This window comes from Alkalimarinus coralli (genome assembly GCF_023650515.1).
Lineage (GTDB): Bacteria > Pseudomonadota > Gammaproteobacteria > Pseudomonadales > Oleiphilaceae > Alkalimarinus > Alkalimarinus coralli.
Genome location: NZ_CP096016.1, coordinates 913,731 through 935,241, shown reverse-complemented (window position 1 = coordinate 935,241; position 21,511 = coordinate 913,731). Strand labels below are relative to the sequence as shown.

At 46.0% G+C, this 21,511-nt stretch carries 23 protein-coding genes; 4 read left to right on the top strand and 19 right to left on the bottom strand.

Going from position 1 to position 21,511, the window contains the following annotated elements:
• Window positions 1-154: 154 nt before the first annotated feature.
• Window positions 155-2,644, top strand: a complete 2,490-nt coding sequence (gene plsB, locus MY523_RS04140) for a glycerol-3-phosphate 1-O-acyltransferase PlsB (protein ID WP_250657547.1) — start codon at window positions 155-157, stop codon at window positions 2,642-2,644.
• Window positions 2,645-2,683: 39 nt separating this feature from the next.
• Here the strand turns inward: plsB and MY523_RS04135 are convergent, their stop codons facing one another.
• The 7 genes from MY523_RS04135 to ppc form a co-directional block, all read right to left on the bottom strand.
• Window positions 2,684-3,520 carry a class I SAM-dependent methyltransferase gene (locus MY523_RS04135; protein WP_250657546.1) on the bottom strand — a complete coding sequence of 279 codons (837 nt, stop codon included), beginning with the start codon at window positions 3,518-3,520 and terminating at the stop codon, window positions 2,684-2,686.
• Between the two features lie 48 nt (window positions 3,521-3,568).
• Entirely contained in the window at window positions 3,569-3,901 is a 333-nt protein-coding gene (locus MY523_RS04130) for a hypothetical protein (protein ID WP_250657545.1), read from the bottom strand.
• A gap of 129 nt (window positions 3,902-4,030) precedes the next feature.
• On the bottom strand, window positions 4,031-4,831 hold the full coding sequence (locus tag MY523_RS04125) for an undecaprenyl-diphosphate phosphatase (RefSeq protein ID WP_250657544.1): 801 nt from the start codon (window positions 4,829-4,831) through the stop codon (window positions 4,031-4,033).
• A gap of 243 nt (window positions 4,832-5,074) precedes the next feature.
• The gene (gene tsaB / locus MY523_RS04120; RefSeq protein WP_250657543.1) at window positions 5,075-5,791 is read right to left on the bottom strand and encodes a tRNA (adenosine(37)-N6)-threonylcarbamoyltransferase complex dimerization subunit type 1 TsaB; all 717 of its coding nucleotides are present in this window, start codon (window positions 5,789-5,791) and stop codon (window positions 5,075-5,077) included.
• Between the two features lie 148 nt (window positions 5,792-5,939).
• Window positions 5,940-6,596 (bottom strand): adenylate kinase, encoded by a 657-nt coding sequence (gene adk / locus MY523_RS04115; RefSeq protein WP_250657542.1) that lies wholly within the window; start codon window positions 6,594-6,596, stop codon window positions 5,940-5,942.
• A 489-nt stretch (window positions 6,597-7,085) separates the two neighbouring features.
• Window positions 7,086-8,483, bottom strand: a complete 1,398-nt coding sequence (locus MY523_RS04110; protein WP_250657541.1) for an HDOD domain-containing protein — start codon at window positions 8,481-8,483, stop codon at window positions 7,086-7,088.
• Window positions 8,484-8,611: 128 nt separating this feature from the next.
• Window positions 8,612-11,269 carry a phosphoenolpyruvate carboxylase gene (gene ppc / locus MY523_RS04105; protein ID WP_250657540.1) on the bottom strand — a complete coding sequence of 886 codons (2,658 nt, stop codon included), beginning with the start codon at window positions 11,267-11,269 and terminating at the stop codon, window positions 8,612-8,614.
• 187 nt (window positions 11,270-11,456) lie between these two features.
• On the opposite strand from ppc, the gene MY523_RS04100 reads away from it, so the two are divergent.
• Complete coding sequence (locus MY523_RS04100; RefSeq protein WP_250657539.1) at window positions 11,457-11,801, top strand: pilin assembly protein; 345 nt, start codon at window positions 11,457-11,459, stop codon at window positions 11,799-11,801.
• 40 nt (window positions 11,802-11,841) lie between these two features.
• Here MY523_RS04100 and MY523_RS04095 read toward each other — a convergent pair whose 3' ends face one another.
• Window positions 11,842-12,369 carry a DinB family protein gene (locus MY523_RS04095; RefSeq protein ID WP_250657538.1) on the bottom strand — a complete coding sequence of 176 codons (528 nt, stop codon included), beginning with the start codon at window positions 12,367-12,369 and terminating at the stop codon, window positions 11,842-11,844.
• A gap of 57 nt (window positions 12,370-12,426) precedes the next feature.
• The gene (locus tag MY523_RS04090; RefSeq protein ID WP_250657537.1) at window positions 12,427-12,762 is read right to left on the bottom strand and encodes a hypothetical protein; all 336 of its coding nucleotides are present in this window, start codon (window positions 12,760-12,762) and stop codon (window positions 12,427-12,429) included.
• A gap of 209 nt (window positions 12,763-12,971) precedes the next feature.
• On the opposite strand from MY523_RS04090, the gene MY523_RS04085 reads away from it, so the two are divergent.
• Both MY523_RS04085 and MY523_RS04080 read left to right on the top strand, forming a co-directional pair.
• The gene (locus MY523_RS04085; RefSeq protein ID WP_250657536.1) at window positions 12,972-13,706 is read left to right on the top strand and encodes a lysophospholipid acyltransferase family protein; all 735 of its coding nucleotides are present in this window, start codon (window positions 12,972-12,974) and stop codon (window positions 13,704-13,706) included.
• Window positions 13,707-13,854: 148 nt separating this feature from the next.
• Window positions 13,855-14,403 (top strand): pyridoxamine 5'-phosphate oxidase family protein, encoded by a 549-nt coding sequence (locus tag MY523_RS04080; RefSeq protein WP_250657535.1) that lies wholly within the window; start codon window positions 13,855-13,857, stop codon window positions 14,401-14,403.
• A gap of 84 nt (window positions 14,404-14,487) precedes the next feature.
• On the opposite strand, the gene MY523_RS04075 is transcribed toward MY523_RS04080, so the two are convergent.
• The 10 genes from MY523_RS04075 to MY523_RS04030 all read right to left on the bottom strand — a co-directional run bounded on the left by MY523_RS04075 (window position 14,488) and on the right by MY523_RS04030 (window position 21,460).
• On the bottom strand, window positions 14,488-16,146 hold the full coding sequence (locus MY523_RS04075) for a hypothetical protein (RefSeq protein WP_250657534.1): 1,659 nt from the start codon (window positions 16,144-16,146) through the stop codon (window positions 14,488-14,490).
• 134 nt (window positions 16,147-16,280) lie between these two features.
• Window positions 16,281-16,661 (bottom strand): GFA family protein, encoded by a 381-nt coding sequence (locus MY523_RS04070; protein WP_250657533.1) that lies wholly within the window; start codon window positions 16,659-16,661, stop codon window positions 16,281-16,283.
• Window positions 16,662-16,704: 43 nt separating this feature from the next.
• The gene (locus MY523_RS04065) at window positions 16,705-17,100 is read right to left on the bottom strand and encodes a VOC family protein (RefSeq protein ID WP_250657532.1); all 396 of its coding nucleotides are present in this window, start codon (window positions 17,098-17,100) and stop codon (window positions 16,705-16,707) included.
• 293 nt (window positions 17,101-17,393) lie between these two features.
• Complete coding sequence (locus MY523_RS04060; RefSeq protein ID WP_250657531.1) at window positions 17,394-18,092, bottom strand: TIGR02117 family protein; 699 nt, start codon at window positions 18,090-18,092, stop codon at window positions 17,394-17,396.
• A gap of 145 nt (window positions 18,093-18,237) precedes the next feature.
• Window positions 18,238-18,645 carry a DUF4345 domain-containing protein gene (locus tag MY523_RS04055; protein WP_250657530.1) on the bottom strand — a complete coding sequence of 136 codons (408 nt, stop codon included), beginning with the start codon at window positions 18,643-18,645 and terminating at the stop codon, window positions 18,238-18,240.
• 81 nt (window positions 18,646-18,726) lie between these two features.
• Window positions 18,727-18,969 (bottom strand): DUF4282 domain-containing protein, encoded by a 243-nt coding sequence (locus tag MY523_RS04050; protein WP_250657529.1) that lies wholly within the window; start codon window positions 18,967-18,969, stop codon window positions 18,727-18,729.
• A 110-nt stretch (window positions 18,970-19,079) separates the two neighbouring features.
• Window positions 19,080-19,718 carry a hypothetical protein gene (locus MY523_RS04045; protein WP_250657528.1) on the bottom strand — a complete coding sequence of 213 codons (639 nt, stop codon included), beginning with the start codon at window positions 19,716-19,718 and terminating at the stop codon, window positions 19,080-19,082.
• 69 nt (window positions 19,719-19,787) lie between these two features.
• Complete coding sequence (locus MY523_RS04040) at window positions 19,788-20,231, bottom strand: hypothetical protein (protein WP_250657527.1); 444 nt, start codon at window positions 20,229-20,231, stop codon at window positions 19,788-19,790.
• A 214-nt stretch (window positions 20,232-20,445) separates the two neighbouring features.
• Window positions 20,446-20,964: a GNAT family N-acetyltransferase gene (locus tag MY523_RS04035; RefSeq protein WP_250657526.1), complete on the bottom strand. Its 519-nt coding sequence runs from the start codon at window positions 20,962-20,964 to the stop codon at window positions 20,446-20,448.
• A gap of 22 nt (window positions 20,965-20,986) precedes the next feature.
• Window positions 20,987-21,460 (bottom strand): GNAT family N-acetyltransferase, encoded by a 474-nt coding sequence (locus MY523_RS04030; protein WP_250657525.1) that lies wholly within the window; start codon window positions 21,458-21,460, stop codon window positions 20,987-20,989.
• Window positions 21,461-21,511 lie beyond the last annotated feature (51 nt).

The window sequence follows — 21,511 nt, the reverse complement described above, 5'->3', positions numbered from 1 at the left end:
ATATGCTTTTCAAGCGCTTAAACAGCTTGATTCACAAGCAAAAACAAAAATCTCTTATACTTTTTGGTAATGAAATTGAAAGGTTTCGACTTTGCTACCTTTAACGTTAGACGATAAACTTACCTCCATTGTTCAGTTACGTAAAGATGAGACTATGAGCCACTTTTTAGGATTAAGCTCCTTTTTCTTCACTATTTTGAGAAGAATGCTATTTTTCTGGGTTAAAACCGAAGTTGTCGGTAACGAAAAGGAGTTTTTACAACTCGATCCAGACAAACCAGTTTGCTATGTTTTGCAATACAGTTCGTTCTCCAGCCGACTGGTACTTGAACAAGAGTGTCTCGCAGCAGGGCTGCCATCATCTCAGGCTCCACTCCCTGTAGGAAATAAGGGCATCAGGCGTTCATTTTTCTTTCTTTATTCTCGTCAGGGGCAGTGGTTCAGAAAGCGTCAATCCCCCACTGTGACTCAACGCCTCAAACAGATGGTTCATCAAGCGGCCGAAAACCCTGAGCTCGATGTCCAGGTGGTGCCTGTATCCCTGCTATGGGGGCGTGAGCCTGAAAAGCAGAAGTCTATATTTAAAATGCTATGGTCTGATAACTGGTCTGTTGCAGGCCGATTACAGAAGTTCCTGATTATTCTCCTCCATGGCCGACGAACGTTCGTACAATTCAGCAAGCCGATATCCCTGCAATCAATTATCAATGAAACTAAAGATGCTACATCAGGCGATGAGGAGAACAATAAAGAAATAGCGACACGAAAACTCGCCAGGATATTACGTGTGCATTTCCGTCGCACACGGCAAGCTATTTTGGGGCCAGACCTTTCCCACCGCCGTACACTGGTTCAGTCGCTTATTCATAGCACGGTTGTTAAAGATGTTATTCGCGAAACTGCCAAAGAGGAAGGCATCGCGCCTGAAAAAGTTAAAGCACGAGCAATTAAGTATGGCGATGAAATAGCCTCTAACCTATCGATGACCGTTATTAGGTTTTTGTCAAGAACGCTTTCCTGGGTGTGGAACAAGATTTACAACGGCATCAATGTTCGAAATGTAGAAACGGTTCAGAAAATCGCACAGGAAAACGCCGTGGTTTACGTTCCCTGCCACCGTAGCCACATCGACTACCTGTTGCTCTCGTATGTGTTATACAAGCATGGCGTCATGGTGCCTCACATAGCCGCAGGTATTAATCTCAACATGCCAGTCGTCGGCCCACTGTTGCGCCGCGGTGGCGCGTTCTTCATGCGCCGCAGCTTCAAAGACAACAAACTCTATGCGGCAATCTTTAACGAATACCTTTACCAGATGTTTTCAAAGGGCTATTCGGTTGAATACTTTGTAGAAGGCGGCAGAAGTCGAACCGGACGAATGTTGCAACCTCGCCCTGGCATGATTGCAATGACCGTGCGAAGCTACTTGCGAAACAGCAGCAAACCAATTGCATTTGTGCCGGTTTATGTGGGCTATGAGAAAGTCCTCGAAGGGCGCACCTATCTGGGTGAACTTAGAGGCAAGAAGAAAGAGAAAGAGTCTGTTTTTGGCCTGTTTAAATCACTATCCAATCTGAGAAAGTCGTTCGGCAAGGTTAACGTTAATTTCGGTGACCCAATCTACCTGAGCAATTTTCTTGACCAGAAGCAGCCGCACTGGAAAGATCAGGCGTACGACTCGGAGTACCGCCCTAAATGGTTAAACGGCGTCGTTGACGACCTTGCCAATGAAATTACCACCCGAATTAATGACGCATCATCAATCAACCCAATCAACATGACCGGTTTGATACTGTTATCAACCGCCAAGCAGTCGATGGACGAGAAGATTCTGGCAAGCCAGATGGACACCTTCTGCAACCTGCTAAAGCAGATGCCATATAGCCCCTACATGTCTTACCCAGATGGCTGCGGCAAAGACTGGTTACAGTATGCAGAAGACATGGGGTTGGTTTCACGGCAAAAGCAAAGCCTGGGCGACATTATTACACTCGAAGGTAATAACGCCACATTAATGACGTATTACCGAAACAATATTCTTCACCTTTATGCCATACCGGCCCTTATCGCCAGCCTTTTCCAGAACAATCCAATGATGAAGAGAGAACGAGTCGTCTTTCTTATTGACTCTATTTATCCTTACATCAAGGCTGAACTGTTTATTCATTGGAGCAGAGAAGAGATCCCAGCAGTCATTGAACAGTGGATAGATATATTAACGAGCAACGATTTACTGCACGTTGAAGGCGACAGTCTCTGCCGACCAAGCACCGGTTCCGCTAATTTTGTCCTGCTTAGCGTATTAGCCCGATTTATAATCCAGACCATTGAACGCTACTACATCAGTATTGCTGTATTACGTAATCATGGTTCAGGTGTTATGAATGCGGCAGAACTCGAAGAGCAAAGCACACAGATGGCGCAGCGAATGTCAATTCTGTACGGGCTTAACGCGCCTGAGTTTTTTGACAAAACGCTATTCCGTAACTTCATCACAAACCTAAAAGAAAACGATATCATTACAGAAGATGAAGAAGGGAAACTGGTGTACACCGAGAAACTGGGCGGCGTTGTGGAAGACGCCAAGCTTGTGCTCAACGCAGAAATGAGACAGGGTGTATTACAGGTCACGACACTCAGCTAACAATAGCAAAGACTGTGGGCTGGGCTGGGTAAATGTTATTCAGCCCAAATCGTTATTACTGCCCGCCCCTTTTAGACCCTCCATCGATTTCAATGTATAAATATCGTATCGGCTACTTTTACCTTCTAACCGAAACGTCGGGTTAACGCCTTCTATTTCAGGCGCCTTTCTGGGTCGCTTCACCACCACACGATAACGTGCTTTATCCAAGGCCGCCTTTAATAACGCAGGGGCGTCCAGGTCACCACCTACCAGCGGTTTAAACAAACGCATTTCTTTTTTCACCAGTGAAGACTTATCCCGCTGGGGAAACATAGGGTCAAGATAAACCACATCAGCCACAACGTCATTCTGGGACGAAAGCCACTCAATACTGTCGCTGTTGGTTAAGGTCATTCTAGATACGACTGGCGCAACATCATCAAACAAACAGGCCCGCTCAAGCCCCGATGCTAATAGCTCAGCCACCACAGGTGAGCGCTCAAGCAGCGTGACCCTGCACCCAAGGCTTGCTAAAACAAACGCATCTCGCCCCAACCCTGCCGTGGCATCGACAACCTCGGGCGTTATACCCGACTTAAGACCCACCGCTTTAGCGATAAGTTGACCTTTGCCGCCACCAAACTTTCTCCGATGATCGACTTTACCTGACACAAAGTCTGCGGTTACCGGACCCGGCGCGACTTTACCAGTTTCAACCAGTGAAGGCCCGTGCCTGTCATACATCATTAGAAGGGGGTAGCGACGCTCTTTGGACGGAATGACATCATTGAGCAAAACTAACCCTAAACGTTGGGCGAAGTTGGAGGCCGCAACAGGGTCTCCCTCTGGACTAACAGATACAGCCAGCAACTCTTTCAGGTCAACTTGATTCATTTAAAACATTCATTTTGAAAAGCAATAGAAAGGGAAGAAAAGCACCTATTAAGCAAACAAGTCAATACCCACTAAAACACCTCCCTCAAACTCCTGAGCAGCAACTTCCGTTTGCTGATAGGTATTAATCGCTTGCTGGCTATTTAATGAAACGGTTTCTGATGGCTGAAAACGGCTTACATCAATCGCTTGTGACGCTTGCTTCTGTTCAACCCTGCGTTGTAATTCCACTGGGTCAACCGTCTCACGATCAATACGGTCAGCCCCCCGTGATCTGGAAGCATCGGCCGGAGAGTCACCGGTTTGCGGCGCTCGGGAGTTTCCCCCCTCAATTAGAGGGCGGATTAAGTTAACAGGGACGATTGCGTTATTTATTTCCACCCAAGCCTACCCGCATTACTACTATCTAATACACCAAAGCACAATCCACCAGAGTACAACCCACCAAAGAAAAATACACGCGCTTCAATGCAGACCAATCTAATACGCACCATACTGATTAATTTTTAATCACAAAATTAAATATAACCCTAAAACAGCCCCAAGTAAAAGGCGGTAAATGACAAAAGGTGTAAAACCAATTCGTTCAAGAAAGCTTAAGAATAGATGAATACACGCATAAGCACTAAAAAATGCAGCAATCGTCCCTACAGCGACCATCGTCCATTGGGCATCAGTACCTGTTTGAACTAGCTCCAGTCCCTTTAACATACCCGCAGCGGCAATAAGAGGAATCGATAATAAAAACGAATACCGGGCTGCCGCATCACGACTAAAACCAATCAGTAGCGCCGCCGTCATGGTAATTCCTGAGCGTGAGGTTCCGGGTATTAGAGCCAAAGCCTGAGAAAAGCCAATAATTAACGCATCTTTCCAACTAATCGCGTTTAGCGTGCGTTCGCGGCTACCATTAAAGTCAGACCACCAAAGCAACAGTCCAAACAGCACTGTGGTTGTAGCGATAACAGCCGCAGAGCGCAAGTTTTCTTCAATAAAGTCATCTAGCAATAGTCCGGCAACTCCTGCCGGAATCGTCGCAAGGATAATTAACCAGGCCAAACGGCTCTCATCACTGTGTTTTTTCCTTAAAACACTATCCCCCCACGACACCGTAAGGCCAATAACATCTTTTCGAAAGTATAAGACCACCGCAAGCAGCGTGCCCACGTGTACCGCCACATCAAATGCCAGCCCCTGGTCAGCCCAACCTAAAACCTGCGACGGCAATATTAAGTGGGCAGAACTTGAAACCGGTAAAAACTCAGTTAATCCTTGAATTAATGCCAGCGCTAAGGTTTGAAACCAATCCATTTTTGTTCCTTAATAACTGCGTTACATTTAAATAGTTACGTTGAGACTTTTGCACGACTACTGCGCTTACAAATACAGCGTTAAAAAATGACTCAAAATTGTGCGCTCTCCTGGGTCGACCGGGACTTATAGACCATAAACTGCGCTTTTTCGTCATGTTTTGCCTTGTCTTTGATTCGCTCATAACGTCGTGCAAAGGTCTCACGTTATATATGACTGCAATTAAGGCCATTTAGGCCTCTATCACTCCCTTCCGGGAAGCTTTTTCCAGGTAACCGTATCACGCAAATACACAGGTATCGCTTGTTCAGGCGGCACAATTTTACTTGAGCATCCATTTGAAACGGTGAATATCTTGTCAGCAATTCTGGCAATATACTCTGCTTTGGCTATTGCCCCTTCATTCTGCACAGAAACTCTATTCTGAACCTGTTCCGGCATTTGCTCACCAAATGCCCAACCACTACCAATACCCGAATATAACTCTTCGCTACTTTGATCATCGGGCAACATTACCTGCTCTGGCGCACATACGCATTCAGGCTGAAGAGCAATGGCATTATTATCGGTAATTTCGAACGCCCCCCAGTACACCTCATCCATACGCGCATCAACTGCAACGGCCACCTTCTGACTACCATCAGTCATGTATGCTTCCAGCGCCATCGCTTCAAGCGTCGATACCGGAATTACCTTGATGCCGAGCCCGTACGCCAAGCCCTGAGTAACACCCGCGGCAATACGCAGCCCGGTAAACGAACCAGGTCCGCGGCCAAAGGCAATCGCATCAAGCTGATCTGCCTGAGTATCGCTCTCCTTAAGCACCTGTTGAATCATTGGGATGATTTTGCGCGTATGGTCTCGTGGCACAACCTCATAGATACTGGTTACATCACCCTCTTTTATAAGTGCTGCTGAGCAGCCTTCTGATGAAGTATCAAGCGCGAGTATACAAGCCATCGTAAATGTCTCTCTGATTCAAATAGCAGCCAGTGCTAAACACATTGCTTATTTCTAACTGGAAGTTCAAAAAAAAAGCTGTACCGAAGTTCGGATACAGCCTTTTAAGAGGTCATCTAAGCCTCTATTTCAATAATCAATGGTTGGCTTAGCCTTCCAACCCTGCGAATACCTTATCACGGATATCTTCTACCGTACCGACACCTTGAACCGCAACATAAACAGGTGCATTTTCAGGGTCTTCCTTAGCCCAGCCTTGATAGTACTCAACCAACGGCGCTGTTTGGGCATGATATACATCCAAACGCTTACGGACTGTTGCTTCGGTGTCGTCTTCACGCTGGATCAATGGTTCGCCGGTTTCATCATCTTTGCCCTCTACCTTAGGGGCATTGTATTTAATATGATAAACTCGACCGCTCGCCTCATGTACACGACGACCACTTAGACGACCAATAATTTCTTCGTCATCAACATTAATTTCAACAACTGAATCAATTGTTATCCCATTGCTTTTAAGCGCTTCAGCTTGCGGGATTGTTCTTGGGAATCCATCAAACAGGAAACCGTTTGCACAATCCTGATCTTGAATTCGCTCCTGAATCAGCGCAATGATCGTTTCATCAGAAACCAGGCCGCCCGATGACATCACTTCTTTAACTTTAAGCCCCAGTGGCGTACCCGCTTTAACGGCGGCACGCAACATGTCTCCGGTTGAGATTTGAGGAATACCATACTTTTCAGAGATGAACTGAGCCTGTGTGCCCTTACCTGCGCCAGGTGCGCCTAATAAAATAACTCGCATTGCTGGATTGCTCCCATAGATTTTAAAGTAGTTTTAAAAGAATAATCAAAATACATTTCCGGTCTTGCAGTCTTTTGCCGATTTGATAACGGACCTTATGTTTACCAATGCCTCATTTTGATAAATCAATTAAACCCTCTCAATACGACCTTGTATTGAAAGATTATTACGGTTTAACCAACAAAGTATTAACCAAGACCTAACACAAGATTAACCTGTGCCCAGTATCAAACAACTGCTGCAAGCCTGCCACCCCATTGCCCGCCAAAGCCAAACCAATGAGTTATCAAATACTTACACCTAAAACGCTCGTTTTCTTTTGCACGCTCATTATAGCAAGCCGGACATTATACGAAGTTGCAGCAATAAAAGGCAACAGCCAGAAAGAGAGGAGAGATTCGCAGCGAGCACTGGCCCGATATTTTAGAATCTCTGTGTTTCGGAGTCTCAGGATTGAGAACGCTTACTTAGCGCGTTTATTTAGCACATTCAGGCCGCCATCTCTGCGGCCATTGCATCCAGATCACCACAGCGAGCCAGTGCAGCATCAGATATTTCCTGTGTGCGTTCAGCGGTTAAACCAAGTGCCTCAATTAACGGCGCAGGATCTTGTTCATTTAACTCATCACCAATGCCATGAGGCTTTAGTAAACAATTGGCCAGCTGAACTAACTGAACATAGCTTTGGCAATCACCCTCATAGCCAATAACCTGATGCATTGCGGCCGATTTAACTACTTCTTCAGGCAAGTTCCACATTCTCAACAAAATTCCACCGATGGTGCCATGCCCGAGAGCAATTAGATCCTGCGCACCACCCATGCCAAAAACCTGTTTCTCAATCGTTGCCATCGATTGCTCAGGGTTAGCATCTCTCAATTTGTTCAGCATACAGAATTCCGGTGGAAACAAGTGTCCCACCAGCAGTAAACCAAAGTTGTGCAAAAGACCAACCAAATATGCAAGACCAGGATCAACCCCCACCTCAGCAGGAAGTTTTTGAGCGATATGCTGGCATAGTGTTGCGCTATATAGTGTGTGCTTCCAGAAAGCATCGAGGCCCAGCGGGCCTTCATTAGGTATATTAAATGCCTTTGACGCAGCAACCCCCATGGCGATGTGAGCAACGCGCTCAAACCCAAGTACTATATTAACCGCGTCTTGTACGCTTCGAATATCGCCCTGATAGTTAAACAGCGCTGAACGTGAATAGCGCATAATTTGCGCCGCCAGACTTGGGTCACACTCAATCACCTCTGCCAGCTCCCCGACTGACGAATCAGGGTCGGTCACCAAATGCAGTATTTTTACCGCAATAGCAGGCATTGGCGGAAGGCGATAGAGTTTCTCTAACTTCTTGGCGACATCATCAATAGACAGGTCACCATTATTAATAAATGCCCCCCCATCAGCCCCTTGTTTCCATGTAGCGATCTTTCCTTTGCTCGCACCAGCAATAGAGAGCCTAAACGCTCGACCATCCATTTGCAGCATTGTGGTATTACAACCGCTCTGGAGATAAAACAAATCCTGTTCGAGTAGCGAATCATCAATAATCGTGGAGATGCCATATGCCGCGCCAATCGGCGGGTGTGCGCCAGCCTCACAGTCTGTAAACAGCTTATCGGACTGCTCCTGTGTAAGAGGTTGCAGGTTGCGCCCCAGCAGCTGGTTGATCGCGTCAACATTGAGTTCCGCTGGGTACGGATACACTGCCATCAAGACCCCTTTCACATCGATCAACAGCGCTGATTTCAAGGTGGCTTCTGGCGTCAGGTTAGCCTTGCTGATTGCACAGTTCAACGACCCTGCTCGCTCATGGTGAATCTCATGAACAAACACATTCTGACGACTCAGATACTGATTTAACTTAACTGCAATTGGCACAAATACACCACCTTAACGATAAGAATGCCGCTAGTTTAGCGCGTCAAACCCTGGCTACATGACGATCCGTTCACAATTACCTGTAGCCAAAGTTTACGTTTTGTAACGAAATGAAAGGGCACAGATAATCACCCTGTATTTCGCATTCCTGCGGCTATCCCGGCCATTGTCACTTTTAACGCTCTTTCAACGGTCGCCAAACTTACATCATCTCCTGCCCTGTCCCGTTTAAGCAACTCTGCCTGAAGATAATGAAGCGGATCGGTATAGGGGTTTCGAACGATCATTGAATGCTTGAAAGCGGGGTTATCGCGTAACAGCGACTCCTGTTGCTTAAGCTCGTTCACCCATTTAACTGTATCTTTGAGTCTCTGCCTTAGCAGTTTGCCCAATGGTTTAAGGTTTTCCGCAACCAAACGGTTATCGTAATAGCGGGCAATGCGGGTATCCGCTTTTGCAACCACCATTTCCAGCATATCAATATGGGTTTTAAAGAATGGCCACTCTTTAATCATGGTTTGCAGCATCGCCGTTTTACCTTCTTCCAGCGCGGCCTTAATTGCTTCGTCCCCACCTAACCACGCGGGTAACATCAACCTGTTTTGCGTCCAGGCAAAAATCCACGGGATAGCCCTGAGACTCTCAACGCCGCCGGTCGCTTTACGCTTAGCCGGGCGACTGCCCAGCGCCAGCTTACCCAGCTCCTGCTCTGGCGTACCGTCGCGGAAATAACTGACGAAGTCTGGGTGTTCTCGCACAATATTGCGATAAGACTTCAATGAACGCTCGGTCAACCAGTCCATCGTTTCACGCCACTCCCCTTTTGGCTGTGGCGGCGGCAGTAATGAGGCTTCAATAACTGCCGAGGTATATACCGCTAAGCTTTGCTCGGCTACTTTTGGCAGACCAAACTTAAAACGGATCATCTCACCCTGTTCGGTAATTCTAAACGTGCCATTCACAGAACCGGGTGGCTGTGACCGAATAGCGCGATTTGCCGGGCCGCCACCTCGTCCGACCGTACCGCCTCGACCATGGAACAGTGTCAGGCGAACACCATGCTGCCCAGCCGTTGTGACCAGTTTTTCCTGTGCCTGGTATTGCGCCCAGGCCGCCATCATCTGACCTGCATCTTTGGCAGAGTCAGAATAGCCAATCATCACTTCCTGATGCCCTTGGGTATATGCTTTGTACCAGTTGTTTGATAACAAACGATCAATACATTCAGGGGCATAGCGTAAATCATCAAGTGTTTCGAAAAGCGGAACTATACGCATTGGATGCGCCATTCCGCTCTCTCTGAGTAGCAAAATCACCGTCAATACGTCAGACGGCAGACCCGCCATTGATATCACGTAAGACCCTAATGCTTCAGGCGGCTGCTGTGCGATAACCCGGCATGTAGACAAGACCTCAGCCACTTCATCTGAGGCGGGCCACTTTTGTGGAATTAATGGACGATTGCTTTGCAGCTCTTTTACCAAAAACGCCACTTTTTCGTCTTCACTCCAGGCCGAGAATGCCCCCATGCCCAGGTACTGCGTAACTTCATTCAGCACATTTCGGTGGCGCTCCGAGTCTTGGCGGATATCGAGCTTTACCAGCTCAAGGCCAAAACAGTGTACCCGCCTTATGGTATCCAGTAGCTGGCCATTGGCAATGGTATGGAGACCTTTTTCAGTTAAAGAGCGATAACACGTCAGTAGCGGTTCAACCAAACGGCTATTTTCAAGCAACACGTTCGGCTCGGGAGTCAATAAATCTGTCTGCCCCTTTTTGAGACAATCAATCGTCTTTTCAGCCCAATGTCTGGTGGCTATTAACTGCCTGCGTAAACGACCTAACAGCTCACGGTATGGCTCCCGGCTACTACCCGCTTGTTTCTGCAACTCATCACTGGCATCCCACATTGACAGCTGGTTTCTCAACGCGTTGATATCACGTAGATATAAGTCGGCCGCCATCCAGCGGCTAAGCAACATCACTTCCTGTGTTACCGGTGCTGTCACGTTGGGGTTACCATCTCTGTCTCCCCCCATCCACGAAGCAATCCGTATTGGGCATGAGTTCGTCGACAACCCTTCACCACACTGCTCATGCAACGCTTTATCCATGCCTCTAAGAAATTTCGGCACGGCGTACCAAAGGCTGTTTTCAATAACCGCAAAGCCCCATTTGGCTTCATCCACCGAGGTCGGCCGGTCGTGCCTGATCTCATCAGTATGCCACGCCTCAGCAACCAGTATTTTTAGCTCATCGATAATCGCCTGCTTTTCGTCTGTCGACAGATCATTCTGATCCAGTGCGGCCAAACAACCCGCTATCGACTCATATTTCATAATCAGTGTACGACGAGTGACCTCTGTAGGGTGGGCAGTCAAAACAAATTCAACATTGAGTTCACTCACTAGCTGACGAATTTTATCTGTGCTGATACCAGACGCTTTCAAGCGGGCAAACAGTTCTGATAGTGACTCCAGATCATCAACCGAGTCATCTTCTTTATGGCGACGAATCCCATGATACTGCTCAGCAATATTAGCCAGATTCAAAAACTGATTAAACGCACGAGTCACCGGCACCAGCTCGGTATCTTTCATTTCAGAGAGAATTTTTAACAATGCGGGGCTGGATTCGCCTTTACGCCCTCGGTCGTCTTTCGCGGCGGCACGTATCGCCTCGATTTTGTTTAGAAAATCCGGGCCTAAATGCTCCTCAATGCTTGATCCAAGAAGCTCCCCAAGCGTCCGTACATTGTCTCTTAACGATGGATGTAGCTCAGACATATCTTTCTCCATAAACGAAAATGCATAAGCAGCCCTAAAATTTAGAGTGAATTCTAAAAATTCACTTGGACTTTATAGTGATAGGTCTACACTTAAATAAAGAAAAAAACAATTTTTTATCGCGATATATTACGTGTTTCTTATCGCTAACATAATGATTTCTAACATTAGAATAGCAGGTGTGACGATGAAAATATCAACTCTTGCCAAACATTGGGAAAACTCAGCAAAAGCACGACTCACCAGCAAAGAGTACGCTTTACGCCTCCCTATTGAAGATGCCGCTCGTATTGCTGCGCTTTCTGAAATGTACCCTAAACGAACGGAAGAAGAGCTACTTAGTGAGCTACTTTCAGCTGCACTTGATGAACTTGAAACCAGCTTTCCCTATAAAACAGGGAGCAAAGTGATCGCAGAAGATGAACAGGGAGACCCTCTCTACGAAGATATTGGCCCAACACCGCGATTTCTTGACCTGAGCAAAAAGTTTATGGCCTTACTAAAACAGGACAACAAAGCGGCGAATAGTTAGCACAACATCTATGCCCAGGCCCTCATGCCAGCGGCTTATTCTAAGGCATAAACGCAACAAGGTCGGTAACACCCACGTCTGCGCCACACTGTGTCAACAGCGTCGTAATCTGTCCCCGATGGTGGGTTTGATGGTTGTAAAAGTGATGAACCAGGAAACCAAATTTTTTAGTAAAAGAGAGGCCTTTGGTATTGCTATATGATAGATCACGCTCGTAGTCGCTCTCTGATGCCTCTACAGACCAGCTAACAATTGTCTTATCCAGTTCTGAACGGGCATTTCTCAGGTCGGTAAAATTATTGTAGAGAATCTGGTTTAACGCCGCTGGAACAGGAAACGACCTAACGGCCTCCAACGAGGAGTATTGCGCCGGGTGCAAAGCAAACCGTTTCAACCAGATAGTGTCGCCAACCAAAATGTGATTAAGTGACCCCAGTATAGAACCAAAAAACGCGCCCTTATCTTCAGCAAGTTGAATCTGGTCGAAGCTTGCCGCAGCAGTGTATACTTTCTCGTTCATCCACTGATTGTAACCAGCCATTAATTCAAAATTCTGTTTAAGTGCCATCGTTGATTCCCTTATTCAAATATTCCTTTATTCAAATACTCCCTTATTCAAAACAGGCTAGCTTTGCGGGGGTAAAAAGTAACTCTTCATCCAGTCATACAGGGTCGCTGACGTTAACTCTGCAAACTTGATACGTTCAAAGGTATCAGCCGGGTCTTGATCTTTGTATGAGAATTGATAACTGATGACATCAGGCGTCTGGTCATGCAGAACAAGAATGATTCGTTTGCCACTTTTTAGACAGTCTATCGTCATTAGGTCAGCGGGTACACCGCTCTTACGCATACTTTGATTGACACCCACGATGGGGTCGATATGTGCGAATGTTTGTTGAATTCGCGTATGTGCTTCAGTAGCGATATCAGATAATTTAGCAAGCGATTGACTAATCAAGATGAGCCCCCCCTTTGAGTCTTTATGAAAAACTAACATACGCCCGCTGACAAACCAACCTCATGAACAAGGCTATCTAACTCAATGATGTATCCGGTCAAGCCATTGTTACCTAATGACAAGACTCAAATTTCATTTGAAATTAAAATAACCCTCAGTTCAACTCATTAACCATAGGGCAGCCTCAAACATCGCCAGCGTAAGACACCATGAAAGACATTAGCGCAAACATCATTCTGGTAATACGATCCATCATTTTTCATGCCGGGTGCAGTATAACGTTACTATTGCACTGCTGCTCAACGCTACTCATTGCCCCGCTATTAAATATAGAGCAGCGACAATACGTGTTCACGCGATACAACATATTTGTTTTGTGGTGGAGCAAAGTTATTTGTGGAGTGCATTACGAGATCGAAGGACAAGAAAATATTCCAGACGGCCCTTGCATTATTCTCAGCAACCACCAGAGTAGCTGGGAGACATTTCTGCTACAAACACTCTTCTCCCCACTCAGCACCGTGCTCAAAAAAGAGCTGTTAAAGATCCCCCTGTTTGGCTGGGGAATGCGTTTCCTGGAGCCCATTGCCATTGATAGAGGCCACCCGATACAGGCCTTCAAGCAATTAATCGCACAGGGTCATGAACGGGTTTTGGATAAGCGTTCGGTACTGATATTCCCTGAAGGGACTCGTGTCAAAAAAGGCCAGACCGTAAAGTTTAATCGTGGTGGTGCAGCGCTGGCTCACCATAGCAAACTGCCCATTGTGCCGGTTGCTCACAACGCAGGGCTTTGCGTACCGTCAAACAGCTTAATATTAACCCCCGGTAAAATTACGGTGAAAATTGGAGCGCCCATCCGCCCTGATGGAAAAAGCAAAAAAGAGCTGTATGACGCATCAACCCAGTGGATTGAGCTCAACCGTGATGAACTCATGGCCTGACAAAGAAAAACAGCCTCGGTTGTGAACGAGAGCTGGCTGGCGCTTATGGTTAATGAGTGATAACGTAAGGTTTCTCTCGGCCATCAAGATTTTTTAATACGGTCACGATTAGCATACAGTCATTATTAACAATACCACGGAATGCCTCATGTCAGAGAAATTCGAGCGACTTAACGACAAGCATATTGCGTTTATACAAAACCAACACCTCTATTTTGTTGGCACGGCGGGCTCTGAAGGACGTGTTAACGTATCGCCAAAAGGAATGGATAGCTTTAGGGTAATCAGCCCCTCCGAAGTTGCCTGGTTAAACCTGACAGGCAGCGGCAATGAGACAGCCGCCCATGTTTCAGAAAACCCGCGCATGACCGTGATGTTTTGCTCTTTTGACAAACAACCCCTGATTTTAAGGCTTTATGGAGAGGCTACCGCCCATCACACTAAAGATGAGCGCTGGAACGAGTTATATTCGTTGTTTCCCGAATCACCCGGTGCCCGTCAGATATTTGAACTTGAAATAGACCTGGTTCAAACCTCTTGTGGTTATGCCGTGCCTTTATATGACTTGAAAAGTGAGCGCCCCACCCTGGCCAAGTGGGCCGAGAAAAAAGGTAGCGAGGGTGTAAAAGAGTACTGGAAAGAGAAAAACACGGTAAGTTTGGATGGCAAAGAAACCGCCATTTTAGACAACATTTAAAATGCTGGACGGACTTGGTGCTGGCAGAAGTCGCTACCTAATGCGAGCTCCGCCCCCACGGTTATTCTATCGACATATCACTTTCTAGCTGAGCGAATCAATAATTTTATACATGCCCAGTTGGCGGTTTACTTTATCTTGTTGCAATGCTTCAAGGTCTGTACTCGCCAGCAAGGTAGCCTGCTGCTCTTTGCTCATAAGGTCTTTTTCCAGCCGCCCTTCCCGGTACTCTTTTTCCGTTTCTACTTTGTCATACGTATGCGCCACACTGCCAGAGTCCAGTCTGCCCTCTTTATCAATATCAAGCGATCTGACCAGCGTTTCCTGCTGTTTCAGTGTTTCGTACTGATAATTTTTATTTTCAAAATCGACCTGTTCAAGGCCCGGCAGCGGCTTATGTTGGCGTATATCTGCCTCATAATGTGAATATTGCTCTACTTTGACGGGGCCACCATAGGGGGCATGGCTACCTCGGATTTTTGTCTCTTGTTCCATTTCGAGAGACATAAAAGAACGTTCCGATGGTTTTTCCGGGTTTGGGCTGATGCCATCACGACCTACAGCAAAAAAGTCTGCCTGAAAGTCTGCCAGCCCACTTAAAGCGGACTGGGCTAAAGCCGCTTGTTGTGGACTAACGTTGCCCTCCAAAGGGCTTGGTTCGCCTGCTTCCTGAGACGAATCAGGATAAAGCTGAAACGCGGTAGAGAAACCATCTTTGAAAAAAGTCGCAATATCCCGAGGTGATACGCCCGCCGCTTTATAGGCCCGAGACGCAGAGTCGATGGTCTTAAGGTAAGCCAAAAACTGCTCATTGCTATCCAGATCCTGATGTACGTTTTCACTCACCAGCCGGTTATTCAGTTCTAACGTGATGTTATATTTAAGCCCCATTTGTGAGGCTTCCAGCGTTTGCTCCCCACTTTGCTCGTCAATATCAAAGTGAAACGTCGCCCCTTTTGACGGCAGTTCGCCATTCAGAGCCAAGTCAAACCCGGCCAACTCTTCTCGATCAAAACTCTGCAACCCATTCAGCTGAACCATGCCCCGGCCATTATAAAATGCGCCAGAGGCATTACTGAGCTCAACAGCCAGCGCCTGAATGGCTTCCAGTTCGTCTTCATCCAACTCACCATCAATATCTAAACTAAAAGACGTCCCATTAAAGCGTAAGAAATTACCGAACCCCTCTTCTGTCTCAATTTCAATGGAGACTTTATCCCCATCGCGGGTTTCAATATCCAAACTAAACGTCGCCGTAGTATTCGCATCACTAAACGAGTTAAAGCCTGGCTTGATAGGCTGCCCTGCTTCGTCAACACGTACCGAACCAACGTAAGAACGCGACGCATCATAATAGGAACCACTGGAAACATTCAGCGCCGTCAGGTTCGAAAGAATTGAACCTGGAGAAAATGTTCTGTTGCTATTTTGATAGTCGAGTCCATGCGCTAATGCATCGAGTCTCCACTCACTGCCTTTCCCCTCACGCTCCAGTTGCCCACCTGGCGTATATCGCACCACGCCCTGGTGCTGAACATAGGAGGGTTTGGATTCGGGAATGGATAACTCAACGGTGAAAGGGGTGATATCTGCTGGAACATCACTGAGTGCAGATTGATCATCAACGACTGTTTTTCGAATCTCTTCCATTTTGTCTGCGGAGATCTTTTGACCTTCAGAAACGCTTACCGAGGTGGAATTTGATGGTATATATAAAGGGTTTATCGCGGGTAGTTTCATCACTGGGTCCATCCATACAGGCTGATTACTCTGTATCGACAGGTTCGATTGTTACTTTAGGGATAGATTAGTTTTTACTTTTAAAGTGAGCAGGACGGTAAACAACAACCACCCTGCTCAGATAAATATCCAGCTGGTTACTTATCTCGATCAGCAGAGTGATTTATGCCGTCAGTGGTGGGTATATCGCCTAATTCGAATGGGTTAATACCATCCAGACATGCCACATTCAGAGCATAATGATTAGGGTTTGAACGCCTCTTGTGATGAGTATAGATACCACATCTCGAACAGAAATAATGCTTGGCCGTTTTGGTATTGAATTCGTATAACGTTAAAAGCTCACTGCCGTTTGTAATTCTAAATAACTCAATTGGGACAGAGGTTACCACCGCGCCTCTGCGGCTGCACATAGAGCAATCGCATCGGCTTAGCTCTTCGAACCCGTTAGGCAGCTTCACCTCAAATTCGACGCCGCCACAGTGGCAGCGTCCCTCCATTATTGGTTTAATTTCCATTGTCGTTCCCTGTTATACACTAGCGACTATCAGGTTGGCGGCATCAAGCCTTTATAAACTGCTTAAACTCCTCGGTTGGCTCCCGCTCTGAGTAGATATAAACCGAATTCCCTATTGGGTCTATGACAGAAAACCCTCTGTCCCCCCAAGGATGGTCTTCCAGCGGCATATCCTCGGACAAGCCGGCGTTCATTAAACGCTGATGTTCTGCGTCAACATCATCAACAATCAAATTTAGCGTTACGCCTGTGCCACTAAAAACAGCCATATCACCTTGTGGTTCCATAAACTGAATATTTGCCCCGTTTGTGCCTATATCCATACTTAAATACCAACCACAGTCGAATGTAATTTTTGCATCAAAATACTGCTTATAAAAATCTTTGCACTTAGACACTTCGTTTGTGCAAAAGCATGTAGATAGTTGATTTACTTTCATCTCTTTCTCCTTGATTCGCTCACTGAAATATCGACTCTGTATCAATTTCCTTAACGGCTATCCTAACAACACCTACCCTAACAACACCTACCCTAATAACTGCTATCCTAACTACTGCCTTAACTGCTATCTAAACTATTGCGACCTTAGCTGAGACGACCTTAATGACTGTTGCATGCCGCTTTGCTTTGGCTCTTTGATCAATGAAATTGAAGATATCACTTGCTACGACCGGGCTCACCATCGTGCCAGAAACACGGCTTGTTTTATGAATATCCGCATCGGTTTTCTCCCTATTTATGCTCGCCAGACGTGGTAATATCATCACACCTATTTGGCAGATTTGCTGGCTGACTGTTTAGATAGTCCATGATGCTTCCAGCCGTTAATTTGAACGTAGTAGAAATTTCAAACCCTGCACTTTGCAGACCTTTCGCTGTCCATTGGTTACAGGTATTCATTAAATAATAATCACCAATACCGGCGTAAAACTGGCTGTCTCCATAAAGGCCTGCCTCCTGTGGCACCACTTCTCCAGCTTCGTTGCGCAGAAAACTATTTGAAATAAACGCCAATAACGAAGCAAAATCACCATTATTTAAACAAAAACACTCAATGTTGCTATTTGAGAAATAATCTTGAACGTCTCCCGGTACCGATACCACATGGATGACCGACTCAGAAGACCAAAACAATGCCTGAACCGCTAACCCAAAGGTAATTTCTTTTGCCTGGTAAAAGCCTTTATCTCCCCAACCAAACTCTACATATTCAGCGTCGGCAAACCTGTTCTTTAACTGCGGGACGCTATTTTTAATAGCCTCTCCGGGAACAACAAAACCGGTATGCCAGCCATGGTTAACGATACAGACACGATGAGAACCACCTAGCATAGATTGCTCAGAGTGTTCGATTGCATAGGGCTTGGCTGCACACCCCGATACAAGATAAAACGCTGTAAACAACCATTTACTAACCTGTCCGTTACGCATTGTCTGCCTCTAGCCCGATTATTCTAAACGAGATATAAACAGAGTATATCAACCGTCCAAATTATGCCGTTTTATCTCAGGCATTATTCGAGAAAGTCCGGTTTGGGGCAAACAATACCCAGTGACGCTGCACGGCTTAAACGCTCTATGGACAGTCTGGTTGCAACGTATCACTCGTTTTAAACAATCTTCGGTAGATCAGATAAAGAACAATGGGTACGACAAACTCAAGAACCATGGCCGGAATCAAGATATCAGCAGGCGCGCCAACTAATAGCGTCGAAAGCAAGCGGCCAACACCTCCCAGAAAAAACACCAATGCAATAAATGGGATAAAGATGTACTGCGTTCTAATATTTCTCGCAATCCAAGCACCAAACGCGCCATAGGCAATCCAAAATACAGCAAAGAATCTGAGTTCATTGTCGACGGTTGCTTCAACTTCACCACTTGCGCCAGGTATTGCTGACGCTCCGCCAATCATAACGTTCAGCCCTGTTCCCAGTGCAACCAAAGATATTGCATACAACATATATTTGAGTGTTGATTCCATTCGTTCTTCCTTATTATTAACGCCGTTGAAACAAATAAAGGCTGCACTGGATAATGCAGCCTTCTGTTAGGTTAAGTTTGCCTATTTGTTTGCGACCTTTTGAAGGTTCTCATGGATTTTAAATAGCACTATCAACAGCTCACACCAAATTCTGGAACCAATTGCACCGCCAATAATCATCCCTAAACCACCTAAAAAGTTAGTATTGTACCCAACAAACATCGTGACCAGGCCTGAAGTAAGCGCACCAAGCAACATCAGCCAATAAACAAAGGTGATGATTTTAGGGGTTAACATTGAATCAAAGAAAAATACGTCTTTCATACATAAGTCCATTTAGTTTATTCGCTCCTTATTAGTACGAACCAGGCTCCAGGAGCGGTTGAAAGCCTGGTTCGTCATTCCGTGGAGTTGCGGAGTTTCTCCGCCGGGTGTTACCTTAAAATTTCCTTTCTAATCTGTTGTTTTGGTTTTTCTGCCTGCTCTTGCTCAGTGGTTTTAAGCGTGCTGTTAAATATATCCTTAATGGCCTGATTAACATCCAACGGTTGAACTTTTGATGTCTGAAGCGGTTCGTTCGAACCGTATAGCAGAGGCAGTTCTGCCATTAGAACAGGTATTATCTGGTTCATGGTTTTAATCTGGAACTCGACCATCTGTTCACCGCTAATAGCCCCATTCATATACATCTGGCAGGTATAGTAAGAGTTGGCCAAGAACATCTGCACTGCTTGCGAACGCTTGTTTAGCACCGAGTTACCGCTACTGGAGCCAATAAGCAGGCCCAACGCTATATTCCCTTGAGCCGATGCATCGGCAGAGCCAGTCGCGTTAATGATATTTGATAAGTCCAGTCCGGTTTCAGAAGGTGCTTCTGCACAAAACCGCTGGTTAAAGAAGTTAACCAACACCACCCTTCGCTCAGGTGTTAGCGATAGGGTGCCGATGTTTTCTCTTTTCGTCCAGAAACTCGGCCCTAGTTTGTCTTCTATGACAGGGTCATTTATTTGAGGGGTAAAAAAAGAACAACCTGACGCCGCTACAATTGATAAGAGTATGATAAGTTTTTTCATTTAACTGTCCTTAGTTATGAGGCCTGCAACCTCTGTGTGAAGGTTGCAGCGAACATTGCAGCGTCAAACCTATGATGCTGCGTTAGGGGTTTCTCCTTCGGGTTCCACTACAGGCGCGGCATCGTCCAGCTCAGATTCCTTAAACCCAAGCATCGGATCCATTTTTAATACTTTTACACGGGCCAGATGCTCGATTTTAAAAACCAGCTCACCGGTATACTCATTGTCACGGTACTCGTGCACCAGATCATCTTCCCCCCAGTACCGAACATCTTCAAGCTTTACGAAGCCACTGCTTTTTGCATTACTGCTAATCTTCTCATATAGAGACCCTGATATTTTGCCGAAGTAGTAATAAGACTCAATCTTTTCCCCCTCCTCTGGCACATTAAATTGCATAAATACCCAAAGTTGCTTCTTATCGGCAACGGCATCCGATGCACATAGCTCATCAGCGATATTACAACCGCTTAAAAACGCAGCCAAAACAAAAATAATGACTCTTAAATTCATAACAGGCTTCCTGATTGTTAGCACTCTCAAAGCGTGCTCATATTGACCCTATGGAATATTACAGGCCCACGCTGATGAAGGCTATAAAGCAGTGTAGCGAAATCAAGGAGCCCGTCACACTGAAATCTCGAATAACCCAACCCTGATTACAGTCGTACCTCCTTTCATCAAGGCTACAACGCATATGCGCTTGCGCACCAAATGATGTTAGAAATCACCTCCCGTTACGCTTAAGTACGTGCCATTCGGGTCGACTACCGTTAATGTCAGAGCTTAGACGCTTTTCCATCGAGAAATTGACTAACAATACCCCGTTTCGTTGCACTTCATTCTTCTTGACCACTGAAAAGCCGCGATGCTCGAAGAACGGCTTAGCAACAAGTGACGCCTCAACATATAAACGGTCGATATTTTTATTCTTTGCGCCCCTCAGTAAATACCCATACAAAGTAGATGCAACGCCCTTTCCCTGAAAGTCAGGATGAGTATAAGCAACGTCAATGTGACCACTGTCATCCATCTCCATAAACCCGGCTACGCGGTTTTCACTGATGGCTATAAGTGGCATTTTCTCACTCAATCGACGGGACCAAAACCCATAATCGATAGGTGCGGGTGCCCACGCTGTTTTTTGCTCCAAGGTATAAACAGAGGAATCAATAGCATGAACTGATTGATAAAACAGGTCAGCGATTTCCTCAGCCCATTCTTCAGAATATATTTGTATGTCCATAGTGCCTAACGTCTCTGTCAACCTACGCTGTAATGACCGGCTGGACTGAATGGTTAAGCACTATTTCCATCGGTTGATAAACCAAACCAGCAGACTCAGCGATATCGCCCTTACATTCAAAACCATATTTTTTATAAGCAGGAATTGAAGGTAACGAAGCACTGACAGTGACCGTGTCTACTCTCGCATAACGTAGAGCTGATAAAAGCAGCTTCTTTCCAATACCCTTCATTTGTTTTTCCGGCTCAACAAACAGCATTGCAACATGACGCCCCTCTCTAAGCTCAATGACTCCTTCAATCTCGCCGCCGCACTCTGCGACAAGCATTAAATTATCTTCTTTCATTCTTTTCAGAAAGGCGCTACTTGCAGCGATTTCAGAAAAGGTTGAAACGCCTTTATCTGACAAAGTATCTGCAATTGAGTTTGTAAATGAAGCCAAACAAACAGTACTCACGGCTTCAATATCCCTCTCTTCCATTTTCCTTATATTCATCTATCACTCCAAAAATCTACTTGAACACCTTACCTGCTGGTTTTCTAAGCT